Below are 16,480 nucleotides of genomic sequence, written 5' to 3' on the forward strand. Positions count from 1 at the left end.
CCGTCTCGTATGGCGATGCCGGAAGCACCGGTGGTGCCCTCACACCTTGATCAACTGCTCCACCCGGTCCTTTTCACCGAAGATGCGCAGATACCGCTCGATCTCCTTGAGGTCGCCCGTCGCCTTGGCCGGATTGTCGGAGAGCTTGACCGCTGGCCGGCCGTTGGCCTCGGTCACCTTGCAGACCAGCGATATGGCGTCGAGGCTGTCGGTTGCCGTAGGCGCGCAGCCCTCGAAATCATTGGTCAGGTTCGTGCCCCAGCCGAAGGACATGCGCACCTTGCCCTTGAAGTGGCGGTAGGTCTCCTCGATGGTCTCGACCTCGAGCCCGTCGGAGAAGATCAGCAGCTTCTGCCTGGGGTCCTTGCCCTTCTCGCGCCACCAGGACAGGATCTTCTCGCCGCCCTCGATCGGCGGCGCGCTGTCGGGGCGAAAGCCCGTCCAGTCGGCCACCCAGTCCGGCGCGTCGCGCAGGAAGGAAGCCGTACCGAAGGCGTCGGGCAGCACGATCAGCAAATTGCCGCCATAGTAGCGCTGCCAATCCTGCAGCACCTTGTAGGGCGCCTGTTTCAATTCCTTTTCCGAATTGGCCAGCGCCCCAAGCACCATCGGCAGTTCATGCGCGTTGGTGCCCAGCGCCTCGAGGTCGTTGTCCATGGCCAGAAGCACGTTGGAGGTGCCGGTGAAAGCCTCGCCGATGCCTTCCTTCAGCGCTTCCACGCACCAGCGCTGCCACAGGAAGGAATGGCGCCGGCGCGTGCCGAAGTCGGAAATACGGATGCCGGGCAGCGCCTTCAGCCGTTCGGTCTTGGCCCACATCTTGGCCTTGGCGCGGGCGTAGAGCACGTCGAGCGTGAAAGGCCCGAACGACCGCAAGGCGGCGCGCGAGCGCAATTCGTTGATGATGGCGAGTGCGGGAATCTCCCACAGCGTGGTGTACATCCACGGGCCGCTGAAGGAGAGTTCATACTGCCCGCCGCGCCTGGAAAGCTCGTACTCGGGCAACCGGAAATTCTCCAGCCAGGCCAGGAATTCCGGCTCGAATATCTGCTTGCGGCCATAGAAATTGTTGCCCCCCAGCCAGATCATCTCCTTCTTGGAGAAGCGCAAGGTGCGGGCGTGGTCAAGCTGTTCGCGCAACTCGCCCTCGTCGATCTCCTCGGCCAGCCGCACCGAAGTGGTGCGGTTGATCAGCGAAAAGGTGGCGTCGACCTTGGGGTACATGCCCCAGATCATCTGCAGCATCAGAAGCTTGTAGAAATCCGTGTCCAGCAGGCTGCGCACGATCGGGTCGAGCTTCCAGGTATGGTTGTAGACGCGCCGCGCAATATCGGTCCTGGCCATGTCTCGTTACCGCCTTCGCTGCCTGCCGCCCATGATCGCGACAGGCCTCATAGCATCGAATTGGCAAAAGCGCTGCCCGGTTTCAGGCTGGCCCGACAAAAAGAAAGACCTGCGGCAGCCAACCCGTCCGAACGCAATTGATTTTTCCAAAGCGCTACCGGACACTCCGGAGAAACAGACAGGAGAAAACCGACATGGGTTATGACAGCGGCAAGCTCGACGCGTTGCGCCGCAAATATGGCGAGAGCCATGGCGGCGAGATGTTCGACCCGAAGTTCCGCAAGGTCGCCGACAAGATATTCTCCAAGTCAGGCACGCGGCTGGCGCCCTATTCCGGTATCCCCACCTTCCTCGCCGCACCCTATCGCGAAATATCGGCCGACAACCCGGATTTCGGCGATTTGCAGGTGGCGATAACAGGCGTGCCGATGGATCTCGGCGTCACCAACCGGCCGGGCTCCCGCTTCGGGCCGCGGGCGCTGCGCGCCATCGAGCGCATCGGCCCCTACAATCACGTGCTGGAATGCGCACCGACGCATGAGCTCAGGGTCGCCGACATCGGCGACGTGCCGTTCCAGAGCCGCTACCGACTCGAGACCTGCCATGAGGACATCGAGCGCCGCACCAACCAGATCGTCGATGCCGGCGTCATTCCATTGTCGGTCGGCGGCGACCATTCGATCAGCCATCCGATCCTGAAGGCCGTCGGCAAGAAGGCCCCGGTCGGCCTCATCCACATCGACGCCCATTGCGATACAAGCGGCTTGTTCGACATGACCAAGTTCCACCATGGCGGCCCGTTCCGCAACGCGGTGCTCGATGGCGTGCTCGACCCGACGCGCACCATCCAGATCGGCATCCGCGGCTCGGCCGAATATCTGTGGGAGTTCACCTACGAATCCGGCATGACCGTGATCCATGCCGAGGAGGTGACCGGCCTCGGTATCCCCGCCATTATCGAGAAGGCGCGCAGAATAGTCGGCGACGGACCGACCTATGTTTCCTTCGACATCGACAGCGTCGATCCGGCCTTCGCGCCGGGCACCGGCACGCCGGAAGTCGGCGGCCTGACGACTCGGGAAGTGCTCGAACTGCTGCGCGGCCTCAAAGGCCTCAACATCGTCGGCGGCGACGTGGTCGAGGTGGCGCCGCAATATGATGCGACCACCAACACCGCGCATGCCGGCGCCCAGGTGCTGTTCGAAATACTGAGCCTGATGGTGTTCAGCCCGGCGCTCAAAAACAGCTGACGCCGACAATGACGGAAAGGCCACCGGACAACCCGGCGGCCCTCTGCATCAGTGTTCGAACACCAGCGGCGGCGCGAGGCGATCCCGCCGTAGCCAGCGCGCCAGAAGCAGCGCCGCCACCACCGCCAGTCCGCTGGACAGCCCGATCCAGATGCCGACGCCATGGAAGCCGAACGGGAAGGCGAGCAGCACGCCCAGCGGCAGGCCGACGCCCCAGTAGCCGATGGCGGCATAGATCATCGGCACCTTGGTGTCGTGCAGGCCGCGCAGCATGCCGGCGGCAACCGCTTGCGCGCCATCGAAGACCTGGAACAGGGCCGCGAAGACCAGGAACGATACGGCAAGCGTGATCACCCTGGCATTGGCCGGATTGGCCAGGTCGATGAAGGCGCTGATCAGGAGATGCGGCCACAGGATCATTATCAGGCCCATCAGGGCCATGAACGAGACGCCGATGACGAAGGCGGTCCAGCCGGCGCGCGAGACGCCTTCCGGATTGCCGGCGCCATGCGCAAGCCCGACGCGCACCGTCACCGCTTGGTTGAGGCCGAGCGGCACCATGAAGGAGATCGACGCGATCTGGATGGCGATGGCGTGCGCGGCAAGCGAATCCGCGTCGATCAGGCCCATCAGCAGCGCCGCGGCGTTGAAGATCGTCACCTCGAAAGCGAGGATGCCCGCGATCGGCAGGCCGAGCCGCAGCAGGCCCTTGAAGCGCGGCCAGTCGGACCGCCAGAAGCGGCCGAACAGATGATAGCGCCTGAATTTCTTCTCCCACATCACCACGGCGGCCATGCCGACGAACATCAGCGTTGAGGACAGCGAGGTGGCAAGGCCCGAGCCTGATATGCCCATGGCCGCAACACCGAGATTGCCGAACATGAACACCCAGTTGAAGAGCGCGTTGCAGGCGACGGCGACAAAGACGATTATCAATGCCCAGCCCGGCCGCTCCAGCGCCGATATGAAGGAACGCAGCACGATATAGCCGTAGAAGGGCAGCACCGCCCATTCCAGCCAGCGCAGGTAGATGCCGGCGCTGTGCGCCAGAGCGGGCTCCTGGCCCATGGCGAGCAGCACGTTCTCGCCGTGCCAGAGGAAGATCCAGATCGGGATGCAGATGAGGATCGCCAGCCACAGGCCCTGGCGCACGGTGCGGCGCAGGTCGCGCACCGAATGACGGCGGCGGCCGAGCTCGGTCGCCATCATCGGCGAGGTCGCCAGCATCAGGCCGAGGCCGAAGATCAGCGGCATGAAATAGAGATTGGCGCCAAGCGCGCCGCTGGCCAGCGTGTCCGCCCCCAGCCTGCCCATCATCATGACGTCGGTGGCCGTCATGGCGGTCTGGCCGAGATTGGTCAGCACCATGGGCCAGGCGAGCGCCAAAGTCGCCCTGATTTCCTGACGCCAAAGATTTTCCGGCGCGCGAGCGCCGGCTTCGATCGCAGACATTGTTCCGCTCTTTCAAGGTCGCGGCGCGTCGGCAAAAAGCCGGAAGCCGCGTGTCAAACGGCAAAACCTTCAGTTTCGCGGCGTTTGCGCCGTCTCTTGAACGAAATGCGACATGAAGGCAAGGGAGGAGGCACCGGAAGAGATTGAGCCAGCGGCATTTCAGGGAGATGCCTGCGTCTCGTTCCCTTGCCGGCCAGGGGCTGCTACGGGATCATCAGGAGACATGAGCAGCCGGCGAATTGCCGGGAGGGAAGGATGCAGTTCAGGCGCAGGAAAAATCCGGCCGCGATCCCGCGCACGGCGCCGGCCTTCGAACATATCGTCACCGAGGCGAGCGACAGTTTCCTGTGGCGGCTGGACGACTATCCCTGGGAGCGCAATGTCTGGAATTTCCATCCGGAGTACGAAATCCACCTGTTGCGAAAATCCTCCGGCGTCGTGCTGGTCGGCGACCACATCGGCGAGTTCGGACCGGGTTACTTGACCATTGTCGGCGGCGGGCTGCCGCATGATTGGGTGACGGCGGTGCAGCCGGGCGAGCTGATCGAAGGCCGCGACATCGTCCTCCAGTTCGATGCCGAGAGGCTGCGCGGGTCGGCTGGCCTGTTGCCCGAACTGCGCGAACTGGAGCCGTTCCTGGAGCGGTCGCTGCGCGGCATGGTTTTTCATGGCCGCACGGCATTGGAAGGCGCCGAGCTGATGGAACGGATGGGGGAGGTCAGCGGGCTAACCAGGTTCTGCCTGTTCCTGAACCTCGTCGATCTCCTCGCCAGGACCGACGAATACGAGCTGTTGTCCTCGCCGGATTTCTCCCCTGTTCTGGATGCCGCCTCGCTCGACATCATCCAGCGCACGCTGACCTATCTGTTCCAGCATTTCGCCGAGGATCTGAAGCTGCCTGATGTGGCGGCGCTCGCTGGGATGACCGAGAGCACATTCTCGCGCTTCTTCCAGAAGAACACCGGCAATTCCTTCAGTGACCACCTTGCCAAGCTGAGGCTGTGGCAGGCCTGCAAGCTGCTGGCCGATACCGATATTCCGATCACCGACATCTGTTTCCAGGTCGGCTATATGAACATCTCCAATTTCAACCGCGCCTTCATGCGCAAGCACAAGATGACGCCGTCATCCTATCGCAAGCTGTCGCGGCAGCGGCTGGCGATGCGCGCGTAAGCACGCCCTAAATCAACGGCTTAGATGCGATCGATACTCGTGTGACGGACTTCGTCACGGGGCGGGCTATTTTGCGCCGCACAATGCATAAAAGTACAGGTCTTCTGCAACGGGGCTTCTAGCGCGAGCCGCTGCAACTCCGCATTTTGGCGATGGGTGGCAAGTCGCTCGGGCGATGGTGAGGATCGCGCAACCCGAGGACGTCCGCTTCCTGCGACGTGTTCCTGGAGGAGAAAATAATGAAACCAATTCGGCTCGCTGCCAGCCTTGGTGCAGCTTTCATGCTTTCCGCTACCGTTTCCACCATCGCTTTGGCGCAGGCGCCGGTCTGCTCGGCGCCGGTCAAGGTGCTGGCGCAGCCACGTGACGGCCTGACGCTTCTGGAGGACTCCAAGGCCGAGTTCGAGAAGCTTGCCGGCGCCGGCTTCCAGATCGACTACCTCAACGAGAACGACCGCCGGGCAAAATCGCGCGCCGACGCGTCGACGGTCGGCAACTACAACGTCTACTATGTCGACGAAGCCAATGTCGCGCTGTTCGCTTCCTCGAAATGGATCGTGCCGCTGGCCGACTATTATCCGGCCGACTACGACTATGCCGATTTCGACCCCGGCCGCCAGAAGGTCGCCACCTATGACGGCAAGGTCTGGTTCGCACCGCTGACCGGCGGCGGCGACCTGATGGTCTACCGCAAGGACGTGCTGGAGGCCGCCGGCATCCAGCCGCCGAAGACGCTCGACGAGCTGATCGCCGACGTGCCGAAGCTGACCAATCCGGACAAGGGCATGTATGGCATCGCGCTGCGCGGCGCGCGCGGTTCGGGCGCCAATGTCTGGCGCTGGATGCCCTTCTTCAAGGCCTATGGCGGCCAGTGGTTCGACGGTGACAAGCCGGCCTTCAATTCGGATGCCGCGGTCAAGGCGACCGAGACCTACCTGAAACTGTTCAAGGATTCGGCGCCCGGCACGCAGACCGGCAGCTGGGATGAATCGACCGGCGCCTTCCTGTCGGGCCAGGTCGCGATCCTGGTCGAATCGACGCCGCTGTCGGGCATGGCGGTCGATCCGAAGACCTCGCAGGTCGTCGGCAACATCGGCTTCATGCCGCCGCCGTCGCCACTGCCGGGCGGCGGTTACGGCCATGGCCTCGCCATCGCGACGAAGGCCAATGCCGACGACGCGTCGAAGAAATGCGCCGGCCTGTTCATCGCCTGGGCAACATCGAAGGAAAACGAGAAGCGCCGGCTCGACGCCCACCAGTTCGGCGAGCTGAACCGCACCAGCATCCTGGCCAGCAAGGAATTCGCCGATATTTACGGCGCCGATCTCGGCCAGGCACTGGCCGAAACCGGCAAAGTCACGGCGGTCAATTTCTGGCAGGACCCGCGCTGGCCCGATCTCGGCGACCGCTGGGGCATCATCCTCGAGGAACTGGTCACCGGCACCCGCACCGATATCAAGGGCGGCCTAAACGAACTCGAGGCTTATGCCAACGAGCTGGTGAAGAAATAAGCCATCCTCCCCCTGCGGCGCGCGGTCCACGGCATTCGGTGGAGCGCCGGAACCTGTGCGCCGCAGGTCTTGGTTCATCATTGCGGTTTGAGCCAGCCTTCGCGCGAAAGGTCAGTCATGCTCAATCGTTCGAGACGCAGCAGAGGTTAGACAGATGCCGCGACGCTCATCCCTGCCGGTCACCTTCGTCGTGCCGACACTCGCCATCCTTCTGGTGCTGTCGATGGTGCCGACGCTCTACGCGGTCGTCATCGCCCTGCAGAACCGTGAACTCAGCTCGACAGCCTATTCCTATGTCTGGTTCTCGAATTTCGCCGACCTGTTCGTCGACCGCCGCTTTCTCAACGCCGTCTGGGTGTCGGTGAAATGGGAATTCGTCACGGTCATCGCGACAATGACGGTCGCCATCGGCTTGGGCGTCCTGATGTTCGAGGTCGCGTCGCCGCGCCTGCGCAACATCTACTGTCTGCTGTTCATCATCCCGGTCCTGCTGCCGCGCGTCTCGGCGGCCTTCGTCTGGAAGTTCGCCTATCATCCGCTCTACGGCATCGCCACTTACCCCTACCGACTGCTGACCGGTGGGCTGATCTTCGATCCGCTGTCCAAGCCGTCGACGGCGTTGTTCGCGGTCGCATCGGTCGATGTCTGGCAATGGGGCCTGTTCTTCGCCGTCATCGTGCTGAAGCTCCTGGAAACGCTGCCGCCGCAGCCGATCGAGGCGGCCCGGCTCGACCATGCCAAACGCTGGCAGATCCACGCCTATGTGACCTTGCCGATGCTGAAGGCGCCGCTGGTCAGCCTGATGTTCGTCAAGATGATCGAATCGCTGCGCTCCTTCGATCTGATCTATGTGATGACCCGCGGCGGTCCGGGCGTGGCAACCGAGACGCTCGACATGTACGCCTTCTCGCAAGGCTTCATCGAGTCCGGCAAGGTCTCTTACGCCTCGGCGATGGCGGTGCTGATGATGATCGCCACGGTCATCACCTTCACCATGCTGTGGAGGCGGGTGCAGGCATGAGGTCATATCGCATGAGACCTGGCCGCCTGATCGGCAAGACCGTGCTGGCGTTTGCCGGTTTCATGGCCGTGTTTCCGTTGCTCTGGACGGCGCTCAATTCGCTGAAGAACAATGTCGACATCATCACCCGCGTCCCGCGCCTGGTGTTCACGCCGACGCTGGCCAACATCAGCTATATCGTCGGCCGCGACAGCGTCATGACCGGCCTCTACAATTCGGTCGTCGCCTGCGGTTGCGCGGTGCTGATCGGCGTGGTGCTCGGCCTGCCGGCGGCTTACGCGGTGGCGCGCTACCCGAACCGCTGGGCCGGCGACATCCAGTTCTTCGTTTTGTCGCTTCGCTTCCTGCCGCCGGTGGCGGTCGCCATCCCGCTGATGGTGATCTGGCTTCAGCTCGGGCTTTACGACACGCTCGCCGCGCTGATCGTCACCTATTGCCTGCTCACCATCTCGGTGATCATGTGGCTCGCCATTCCTGCCTTCCAGGCCGTGCCGAAGGAGGTCGAGGAAGCCGCCTTCGTCGATGGCTACGGCGCCTATTCGGTGTTCTGGAGGATTGCGCTGCCGGTCGCGGCGCGTTCGCTGATCGGTGCGGTGGCTTTCAGTTTCGTGCTGGTCTGGAACGAGTTCCTGATCGCGCTGATGCTGTCGAGCTCCAACGCCAAGACCTTGCCGATCGTCGCCTCGGAACTCTCCCAGCAAGGCATGAACGTGCCATGGGGAATCCTGAACGCCTCGGTCGTGCTTCTGTCGCTGCCGCCGCTGTTGTTTCTCGGCGTGCTCAGCGGCTTCCTGAATTCCGTTTTCCGGAAAAAAAAGACTTGAAGCGAGGACGACACGATGCGGGCACTGGTGCTTGAGAAAAAGGGCGAGCTGTCGCTGCGCGAAATCGCGTTGCCGCTCGAGGTCGGGCCGGACGACGTCAGGATCGCCATCCACACGGTCGGCGTCTGCGGTAGCGACGTGCATTATTACACCCATGGCGCCATCGGCAGCTATGTCGTGCGCGCGCCGATGGTGCTCGGCCACGAAGCGTCCGGAACGATCGTCGAGATCGGCGCCAATGTCCGGACGCTGAAGGTCGGCGATCGCGTCTGCATGGAACCGGGCGTACCGAACCTGTCGTCGCGGGCGACAAAACTCGGCATCTACAATGTCGACCCGGACGTCACCTTCTGGGCGACGCCGCCGGTGCACGGCATTCTGGCGCCGCAAGCCGTGCATCCGGCGGCGTTCACCTACAGGCTGCCCGACAACGTCTCCTTCGCCGAAGGCGCGATGGTCGAACCTTTCGCCATCGGCATGCAGGCGGCGGCGCGCGCGCGCATCGTTCCGGGTGACGTGGCGGCTGTGGTCGGCTGTGGCCCGATCGGCATCATGATCGCGCTGGCCGCCCTGGCCGGCGGCTGCTCGAAAGTGCTGATTTCCGACTTCTCCGCGCCCAAGCTCGAAATTGCCGGGCGCTATCCCGGCGTCGTTCCGGTCAACATCGGCGAGCAGCCGCTGGTCGATGCGGTACGCGCGGCCACCGATGGCTGGGGTGCGGACATCGTCTTCGAGGCCAGCGGCAGCCCCAAGGCCTTCGCTGATTTGTTCGACGTCGTGCGCCCCGGCGGCGCGGTGGTGCTCGTCGGGCTGCCGGTGGAGCCGGTGTCGCTCAACGTGCCGGCGGCCATATCGAAGGAAGTGCGCATCGAAACCGTGTTCCGCTATGCCAACATTTTCGACCGCGCTTTGCAGCTCATCGCTTCCGGCAAGGTCGATCTCAAGCCGCTGATCACCGGCACCTATCCCTTCTCCGACAGCATCGAGGCTTTCGAGCGGGCGGCGGCAGCGCATCCGCAGGACGTCAAGCTGCAGATCCTGCTCAGCGGCGAAAAGGGCTGACCATGTCCGCGATCACCTGTTCTCATGTCGACAAGGCCTATGGCACCACGACGGTCATCCGCGACCTCAATCTCTCGATCGAGGAGCACGAGTTCGTCGTGTTCCTTGGCCCGTCCGGCTGTGGCAAGTCGACCTTGCTGCGCATGTTGGCGGGGCTGGAGGACATCAGCGGCGGCGAGGTCTCGATCGGCGGCAAGGTGGTCAACGATCTCGATCCGGGCGACCGCGGCATCGCCATGGTGTTCCAGAACTACGCACTGTACCCCCACATGACGATCTTCGACAACATCGCCTTCGGGCTGCGGCGCCAGAAAGTGCCGGCGGCCGAGATCCAGAAGCGGGTCGAAGCGGTGTCAAGGACGCTCGGGCTGGAACCCTATCTCGGCCGCAAGCCGGCCGAGCTTTCCGGCGGCCAGCAGCAGCGCGTGGCGATCGCGCGCGCCATGATCAAGACGCCGAAAGTCTTCCTGTTCGACGAGCCGCTGTCCAATCTCGACGCCAAGCTGCGCAACCACATGCGCGTCGAGATCGCGCGGCTGCACCAGTCGCTGAAGACCACCACCGTCTATGTCACCCATGACCAGCTCGAAGCGATGACGCTCGCCGACCGCATCGTGCTGCTAAAGGACGGCGTCATCGAGCAGGTCGGCTCGCCGGCGGAAATCTACGAGCGGCCGGGCAATCTGTTCGTTGCCGGCTTCATCGGCACGCCGAACATGAATTTCATCGATGTGACAGTGGCCCGGAAAGAAAATGGCTGGACGCTGACCAATGGCGGAACTGTCTTCACCCTCGACGGCTCGCGCTTCAAGCTACAACATGGCGAGCAGGCGGTGCTTGGCATCAGGCCTCCGGATCTCAAGCCCGCGACCCCCGGCAGCGCCGGAAATTTCCTGGCGGGAACGGCCGATCTCATCGAGTTTCATGGCAACGATGCACTGGTGACATTCGCTCTTGGCGGCAAGGAGATCAGCGCACTCGTTCCCAGCCGCGTCTGCCCAACTATCCGCAGCGATGTCCGCTATACGTTTGACGAATCGGATATGCATCTGTTCGATGCCAAGTCCGGCCTATCCTTGTTGACACGGTAAGGCGCGTTCTACTGGATCGCGTCGAGCGCCTGGCGTTGCCGGTGCATCTCCAGGAAAATCCGGTAGTCGCGATCGAAGCGGGCGCCGGCGGCCGGGTTGGCGGCGCGGGTCCTGCCGCCCTGCTGCATGGCCAGACAGGCCGCGTTGAGGTCGGGGAAAAGCCTGGCGGCGGTCGCAGCCACCATGCCTGTGCCGAGCAGCACCGCCTCGTCGGCCAGCGGCTCGACCACCGTGCAGCCGGTGGCGTCGGCATAGAGTTCCATCAAGAGGGGATTTTTGGTGTGGCCGCCGGTGACATGCAGCGTGTCGATGAGATAGCCGTTCTCGTTCAGCGCTTCCAGCACATGGCGCACGCCGAGCGCGATGCTCACGGCGGTGCGCCAGTAAAGCCGGCACAGGCTGTCGAAGGAGGAATCCAGCGTAAGGCCGCTGACCACGCCGACCGCATGCGGGTCGGCGAGCGGCGAGCGGTTGCCGTGAAAGTCGGGCAGCACATGCAGCCGGCCGGCAAGGGCATCGCCCTCCGCCGCGCGCAGCTCGGCGACGCGGCTTGCAATCCTCGCATGCATGGCCGCGTTCGGCTCGCCGCCCGCGCCGTGCCAGCGGATGATGTGGTCGAGCAGGGCGCCGGTGGCCGACTGGCCGCCCTCCGACAGCCACAGCTTCGGTAGCGCGGCGCCGTAGTATGGCCCCCAGACCCCGGCGAAGGGCTGCGGATCGGGTGACATCGCCATGACGCAGGAGGATGTGCCGGCGATCAGCGCCAAATGACGGCCGATATTCCGCTCGTCGCCGGCAAACCCGCCGAGCACGCCAAGCGCACCGGCATAGGCATCGATCACCCCGGCGCCGACCCGGCATGTCTCCGTCAGGCCGAGCTCCGCCGCTGCTTGCGCGCTCAAAGAGCCGATGTAGGCGCCGACCGGACTGGCCCTTTCGGGCAGATTGCCGTGCTCGAAGAGGTCGCCGAGGCCGACGAGTTCGAAGAAATCGCGCTGCCATGCGGGTTCCCGGTGCGCCAGATAGGTCCATTTGGCGGTCAGCGTGCACTGCGAGCGGGCCAGCGACCCCGTCGCCTGCCAGGTCAGGAAGTCGGTGAGGTCGAATAGATAGCCGGCTTCATTCCAGGTCTTCGGCAGGTTTCGCTTCAGCCACATCAGCTTCGGCGTCGCCATTTCCGGCGACATCACGCCGCCGATATAGTCGAGCACCTCGTGGCCGCTCGCCGTGCATTCGTCGGCCTCGGCGATGGCGCGGTGATCGAGCCAGACGATGGTGTCCCAGCGCTCCTCTCCGGTCACCGAAACGCTGAGCTGGCCGCCTTGCCTGTCGCGCACGACCAGCGAGCAGGTGGCATCGAAGGAAATGCCGGCAATGTCCTCGGCGGCAACACCGGATTTTTCGCGGGCCGCACGCACCGCGGCGCACACGGCTGACCAGATATCGCGCGAATCATGCTCGGCGTGATCGGCCTTCGGCTGGTGCATGGCGATCGGGTGCTCGGCGCGGCCGAGCAAGGTGCCACTGGTGTCGAGAATGCCCGCGCGGGCGCTCCCGGTGCCGACATCGACCGCGCAAACGAACTGTTTCGTCAAGATGCTCTGTCTCTCGCTCCCAGGCCTGCAATCAGATCGGGCAATTGCAGCATGTCAGCGAATATAAAGTCCGGCTCACTCGACGCAAGCCGCGCTTTCAGGGCAGGGTTGCCGGCATGCGCGCCGCCGGTGAAGGCGAACACGCGCATATCAGCCGCCCGCGCCGCCGCGACGCCGGCGGGGCTGTCCTCGATCACAAGGCATTTGCGCGGATGCGCCCGCATCGAGGCGGCGGCATGAAGGAACAGGTCGGGCGCCGGCTTGCCCCTGGCCACCATGCCGGCACTGAACAGATGCGGCTCCATCAATCCGAGCAGGCCGGTGACGTCGAGCGTATAGCGGATGCGGTCGAGCGTGCCCGAGGAGGCGACGCAGAACGGCAAGCCGAGCCTCGGCAGCACTTCCTTGACGCCGGCGATTGGCTTCAGCTCCTCGCGGAATTTGCGCATCAATTCGACACGCATCGTGGTCAGGTGCTGATCGGTGATGGGCAGGCCGAAGTCGCGGGCGAGGATCTCGCGCACGCTTTTCATGCTCTTGCCGAGGAAATGCTCGTAGGCCGTATCCTCGCCGATACTGCCGCCGGCAAGCGCGATCATGCCGAGCAGTGCCGAGACCGACAGCGCCTCGCTGTCCACCAGCACGCCGTCGCAGTCGAAAATGACCAGTTCCGGCGCCATGGTCCCGTTTCAGAGCTTGCCGGCGAGGTAGCGCGTCAGCGTGGCGCGCGTGCCATCCGTCCACAGCAGGTTCAATGCATGCGCGAAAGCCTCGACGAACGCGGTGGCGCGCCCGACATCGCCATAGATGTCTTCCATCGCAAGCCAGGCGGCGGGCGCGTCCTTTGCCGCCTTTGCCGTCGCCTGCATGCGGTCCCAGTTCGGATCGTTGGGCTCGATGACCGCGCCGCTGTCCGTCGTGCCGAAGCAGTAGCGGCACCACAGCGCCGATTCAAGTGCCAGGCCGGCGACGCTCTTTCCCGCCTTCAAGCGGTCGGCGATGGTCGGGATGATGAATTTCGGCTGGCGATTGGAACCGTCGAGACAGAGCCGGCGCACCGTGTCGCCGATCTTGGGGTTGGAAAAGCGCTTTTCGATGAGCTGGTAATAATCCTCCAGGACCGTGTCCGGCACCGGCGGCACGGTCGGGATGATTTCGTCATGCTCGAGCTTGTCGAGAAAGCCGCGCACCAGCGGCTCCTGCATCGCCTCATGCACGAAATGGATGTCCATCAGCCCGGCCGGATAGGCGATGGTGGCATGGCCGCCATTGAGGATGCGGATCTTCATCAGCTCGTAGGGCGCGACGTTTTTGACGAACTGCACGCCGACCTTTTCAAGCGGCGGCCGGCCGTCGGTGAAATGGTCTTCCAGCACCCATTGCCGGAAGGGTTCGCAAAAGACAGGCCAATTGTCCTCGACGCCGAAATCCTTGGCCAGGATCGCGCGTTCGCGGTCCGACGTGGCCGGCGTGATGCGGTCGACCATCGCGTTCGGGAAAGCGACATTGCCGCCGACCCAGGCCGCCAGATCCTCGTCGATCAGGCGGGCCAGCCCGATGACGCCATCCGAGGTGACATGGCCGTTGTGGGGAATGTTGTCGCAGGACATCACCGTGAACGGTGCGATGCCATCGCCGCGCCGCCGCACCAGGCCGGCGAGGATGATGCCGAACACGGTCTTCGGCGTCGCGCCCGGCTGCGCATCGGCGACGATATCGGGATGCGTCGGGTTGAACACGCCGGAGGCAGGATCGATGAAATAGCCGCCTTCGGTGATGGTCAACGACACGATCTTGATCGCCGGATCGGCCAGCCGTTCGATGATGGCGGCGGCATCGCCCGGCGTCAGGAAGTCGATCATGGCGCCGGTGACGCGGGCGCTCATATGACCCTCGTCCTGCTCGACCACCGTCGTCAGCCAGTCCTGCTCTTCCAGTTTGCCGCGGCCGATCTTCTCGCCCTCGAACACGCCGGCGCCGACCAGCGCCCAGTCGTGGCCGACGCCCGAATTGAACAGCTCGTCGAGATAGACGGCCTGGTGCGAGCGGTGGAAGTTGCCGACGCCGAAATGCACGATGCCGGCCTTCAGCGCTGCGCGGTCGTATTTCGGACCTGCGACCCTGGCCGGCAGGTTGGCGAGATTGGCGGAAGAGAGTTTCACGGTCATCTGTTTACCCTTTGGCCGGGTTGCGGCCTTCGTTACCCTTCTCTCCCCTTCACCGGGAGAGGGTAGGAAGCGGCACATGCCTTCCGAGGCGATGCGGCCGCCACCTTGATGTTGGCCTCTTCTCCCCGCGGAGGCACGGGGAGAAGAGGCCGCCCCCGCCTCAACTCATCCACTGGCCGCCATCGACATTGTAGGTCTGGGCGACGATATATTCGGCGTCGCTGCTGGCGAGGAAGACCGCCATGCCTGTCAGGTCCTGGGCCGTGCCCATGCGGCCATAGGGCACGCTCTCGCCGACCAGCTTCTTCTTCTCGCCCTTCGGCCGGTTTTCGAACTTGGCGAACAGCGCATCGACATGATCCCAGTGCTCACCGTCAACGACGCCGGGCGCGATGGCGTTGACGTTGATGCGGTGCTTGATCAGGTCGAGTCCCGCCGACTGGGTCAGCGAGATGACGGCGGCCTTGGTGGCGCAATAGACGCCGACCAGCGGTTCGCCGCGCCGCCCGGCCTGGCTCGCCATGTTGATGATCCTGCCGCCTTTGCCCCGCGCGATCATCGAGCGGGCGGCCGCCTGCAGCATGAACAGCGTGCCGGCGACGTTGACGGAAAACAGTTTGTCGTAGCTCGCCTTGGTAATGTCGACGATCGGCGCCAGGTCGAACAAAGCGGCGTTGTTGATCAGGATGTCGAGACCGCCGGTCCTGGTCTCGACGGCCTTCACCGCCGCGTCGATGGAAGCGAGGTCGGTGACATCGAGCTTGACCGCATAGGCCTTGCCGCCGATCTCGGCGGCCGTCTTTTGCGCCGCCTCGAGGTTGATGTCGGCTATGGCAACGGTGGCGCCTTCGCCGACATAGGCTTCGGCGAGGGCCTTGCCGATGCCGCGCGCCGACCCGGTGATCAGCGCCGATTTGCCTTTCAGCCTCATGCCGCCGACGCCTTGCCGTCGGGGCCGAAGCGATGCAGCTTGGCCTTGTCGGGCGTGAGATAAATGCTGTCGCCATGGTGGACGCTGAGTTCGCCGTCGGCGCGCACCGTCAGCGGGCCGACACCGTCGGCCTGGACATGCAGGAAGGTGTCGGATCCCAGGTGTTCGGCGACACCGACTGTTGCCTTCCAATCGCCCGCCGTGGTCGAGATCGCCATGTGCTCGGGCCGGATGCCGATGGTCTTGGCGCCGTACTTCGCCGCCGGGGCGCCTTCGATCAGGTTCATTTTCGGCGAGCCGATGAAGCCGGCGACGAACAGGTTCTTCGGCGTCTTGTAGAGCTCCATCGGCGAGCCAACCTGCTCGACATTTCCAGCATTCAGCACGACGATCTTGTCGGCCATGGTCATCGCCTCGACCTGGTCGTGGGTGACGTAGATCATCGTCGTCTTGAGCTGGTGGTGCAGTTCGCTGATCTCCAGCCGCATCGTTCCGCGCAGCGCCGCGTCGAGGTTGGATAGGGGTTCATCGAACAGGAAGGCCGAAGGCTGGCGCACGATGGCGCGGCCGATGGCGACGCGCTGGCGCTGGCCGCCGGAAAGCTGGCCGGGGCGGCGCTCCAGATAATTGGTGAGGTTGAGCACGCGCGCGGCGTCCTTCACCTTCCTGTCGATGGTCGCCTGGTCCTCGCCCGCCATCTTCAGCGGAAAGGCGATGTTCTTGGCCACCGTCATGTGCGGGTAGAGCGCATAGGACTGGAACACCATGGCAAGCTTGCGCTTGGCCGGCGCCTCGCCGGTGACGTCGCGACCGTCAATGTTGATGGTGCCGCCGCTGGTGTCCTCCAGGCCGGCGATCAGGCGCAGCAGCGTGGACTTGCCGCAGCCCGACGGGCCGACGAAGACGACGAACTCGCCGTCCTCGATGACGAGATCGATGTTCGGAATGATCGAAGTCGAGCCGAAGGATTTCGAGACGTTCTTGAGCGTGATATTTCCCATGCTTTCCTCCCGGTGGATTTCCGTCCGCCGCCTGGCGCACGCTGCTACTTCACGGCG

General features: G+C 64.1%; 14 protein-coding genes. 7 read left to right on the forward strand and 7 right to left on the reverse strand.

Annotated elements, in window-relative coordinates; all coding sequences use genetic code 11:
* Nucleotides 1–39: 39 nt before the first annotated feature.
* Nucleotides 40–1,344 (reverse strand): nicotinate phosphoribosyltransferase, encoded by a 1,305-nt coding sequence (pncB, locus tag FJ979_RS19305; protein ID WP_140514349.1) that lies wholly within the window; start codon nt 1,342–1,344, stop codon nt 40–42.
* 194 nt (nt 1,345–1,538) lie between these two features.
* On the opposite strand from pncB, the gene speB reads away from it, so the two are divergent.
* Nucleotides 1,539–2,594, forward strand: coding sequence for an agmatinase (gene speB, locus FJ979_RS19310; protein WP_140491375.1), 1,056 nt, complete (start codon nt 1,539–1,541; stop codon nt 2,592–2,594).
* A gap of 48 nt (nt 2,595–2,642) precedes the next feature.
* On the opposite strand, the gene FJ979_RS19315 is transcribed toward speB, so the two are convergent.
* Nucleotides 2,643–4,046: an MATE family efflux transporter gene (locus tag FJ979_RS19315; protein WP_140582863.1), complete on the reverse strand. Its 1,404-nt coding sequence runs from the start codon at nt 4,044–4,046 to the stop codon at nt 2,643–2,645.
* Between the two features lie 255 nt (nt 4,047–4,301).
* On the opposite strand from FJ979_RS19315, the gene FJ979_RS19320 reads away from it, so the two are divergent.
* From FJ979_RS19320 to ugpC, 6 genes are all read left to right on the forward strand, one after another.
* On the forward strand, nt 4,302–5,219 hold the full coding sequence (locus FJ979_RS19320; protein WP_140559037.1) for an AraC family transcriptional regulator: 918 nt from the start codon (nt 4,302–4,304) through the stop codon (nt 5,217–5,219).
* A 239-nt stretch (nt 5,220–5,458) separates the two neighbouring features.
* A complete protein-coding gene (locus FJ979_RS19325) occupies nt 5,459–6,730 on the forward strand; it encodes an extracellular solute-binding protein (protein WP_140491369.1) in 1,272 nt (423 codons plus the stop codon).
* Between the two features lie 154 nt (nt 6,731–6,884).
* On the forward strand, nt 6,885–7,751 hold the full coding sequence (locus tag FJ979_RS19330) for a sugar ABC transporter permease (protein WP_140582866.1): 867 nt from the start codon (nt 6,885–6,887) through the stop codon (nt 7,749–7,751).
* 11 nt (nt 7,752–7,762) lie between these two features.
* Nucleotides 7,763–8,575, forward strand: coding sequence for a carbohydrate ABC transporter permease (locus FJ979_RS19335; protein ID WP_140582869.1), 813 nt, complete (start codon nt 7,763–7,765; stop codon nt 8,573–8,575).
* 15 nt (nt 8,576–8,590) lie between these two features.
* Nucleotides 8,591–9,637, forward strand: coding sequence for an NAD(P)-dependent alcohol dehydrogenase (locus FJ979_RS19340; RefSeq protein WP_140582873.1), 1,047 nt, complete (start codon nt 8,591–8,593; stop codon nt 9,635–9,637).
* Nucleotides 9,638–9,639: 2 nt separating this feature from the next.
* The gene (gene ugpC / locus FJ979_RS19345; RefSeq protein ID WP_140491360.1) at nt 9,640–10,728 is read left to right on the forward strand and encodes a sn-glycerol-3-phosphate ABC transporter ATP-binding protein UgpC; all 1,089 of its coding nucleotides are present in this window, start codon (nt 9,640–9,642) and stop codon (nt 10,726–10,728) included.
* Between the two features lie 8 nt (nt 10,729–10,736).
* Here ugpC and FJ979_RS19350 read toward each other — a convergent pair whose 3' ends face one another.
* The 5 genes from FJ979_RS19350 to FJ979_RS19370 all read right to left on the reverse strand — a co-directional run bounded on the left by FJ979_RS19350 (nt 10,737) and on the right by FJ979_RS19370 (nt 16,423).
* Nucleotides 10,737–12,323, reverse strand: a complete 1,587-nt coding sequence (locus FJ979_RS19350) for an FGGY-family carbohydrate kinase (RefSeq protein WP_140582876.1) — start codon at nt 12,321–12,323, stop codon at nt 10,737–10,739.
* The gene (locus tag FJ979_RS19355) at nt 12,320–13,003 is read right to left on the reverse strand and encodes an HAD family hydrolase (protein ID WP_140514364.1); all 684 of its coding nucleotides are present in this window, start codon (nt 13,001–13,003) and stop codon (nt 12,320–12,322) included. The genes FJ979_RS19350 and FJ979_RS19355 overlap by 4 nt, the downstream gene beginning before the upstream one ends.
* A 9-nt stretch (nt 13,004–13,012) precedes the next feature.
* Nucleotides 13,013–14,491 (reverse strand): mannitol dehydrogenase family protein, encoded by a 1,479-nt coding sequence (locus tag FJ979_RS19360; protein WP_140582879.1) that lies wholly within the window; start codon nt 14,489–14,491, stop codon nt 13,013–13,015.
* 160 nt (nt 14,492–14,651) lie between these two features.
* Nucleotides 14,652–15,422, reverse strand: coding sequence for an L-iditol 2-dehydrogenase (locus FJ979_RS19365; protein ID WP_140582882.1), 771 nt, complete (start codon nt 15,420–15,422; stop codon nt 14,652–14,654).
* Nucleotides 15,419–16,423: an ABC transporter ATP-binding protein gene (locus tag FJ979_RS19370; RefSeq protein ID WP_140514369.1), complete on the reverse strand. Its 1,005-nt coding sequence runs from the start codon at nt 16,421–16,423 to the stop codon at nt 15,419–15,421. Before FJ979_RS19370 ends, FJ979_RS19365 begins: the two co-directional genes overlap by 4 nt.
* Between the last annotated feature and the right edge of the window lie 57 nt (nt 16,424–16,480).

It is taken from the genome of Mesorhizobium sp. B1-1-6, assembly GCF_006443035.1.
GTDB lineage: Bacteria > Pseudomonadota > Alphaproteobacteria > Rhizobiales > Rhizobiaceae > Mesorhizobium.

Excerpts from the sequence above, each read along its gene's own strand:
- pncB (WP_140514349.1), bottom strand. The coding sequence starts at position 1,344 with ATGGCCAGGACCGATATTGCGCGGCGCGTCTACAACCATACCTGGAAG.
- speB (WP_140491375.1), top strand. The coding sequence starts at position 1,539 with ATGGGTTATGACAGCGGCAAGCTCGACGCGTTGCGCCGCAAATATGGC.
- FJ979_RS19315 (WP_140582863.1), bottom strand. The coding sequence starts at position 4,046 with ATGTCTGCGATCGAAGCCGGCGCTCGCGCGCCGGAAAATCTTTGGCGT.
- FJ979_RS19320 (WP_140559037.1), top strand. The coding sequence starts at position 4,302 with ATGCAGTTCAGGCGCAGGAAAAATCCGGCCGCGATCCCGCGCACGGCG.
- FJ979_RS19325 (WP_140491369.1), top strand. The coding sequence starts at position 5,459 with ATGAAACCAATTCGGCTCGCTGCCAGCCTTGGTGCAGCTTTCATGCTT.
- FJ979_RS19330 (WP_140582866.1), top strand. The coding sequence starts at position 6,885 with ATGCCGCGACGCTCATCCCTGCCGGTCACCTTCGTCGTGCCGACACTC.
- FJ979_RS19335 (WP_140582869.1), top strand. The coding sequence starts at position 7,763 with ATGAGACCTGGCCGCCTGATCGGCAAGACCGTGCTGGCGTTTGCCGGT.
- FJ979_RS19340 (WP_140582873.1), top strand. The coding sequence starts at position 8,591 with ATGCGGGCACTGGTGCTTGAGAAAAAGGGCGAGCTGTCGCTGCGCGAA.
- ugpC (WP_140491360.1), top strand. The coding sequence starts at position 9,640 with ATGTCCGCGATCACCTGTTCTCATGTCGACAAGGCCTATGGCACCACG.
- FJ979_RS19355 (WP_140514364.1), bottom strand. The coding sequence starts at position 13,003 with ATGGCGCCGGAACTGGTCATTTTCGACTGCGACGGCGTGCTGGTGGAC.
- FJ979_RS19360 (WP_140582879.1), bottom strand. The coding sequence starts at position 14,491 with ATGACCGTGAAACTCTCTTCCGCCAATCTCGCCAACCTGCCGGCCAGG.
- FJ979_RS19365 (WP_140582882.1), bottom strand. The coding sequence starts at position 15,422 with ATGAGGCTGAAAGGCAAATCGGCGCTGATCACCGGGTCGGCGCGCGGC.
- FJ979_RS19370 (WP_140514369.1), bottom strand. The coding sequence starts at position 16,423 with ATGGGAAATATCACGCTCAAGAACGTCTCGAAATCCTTCGGCTCGACT.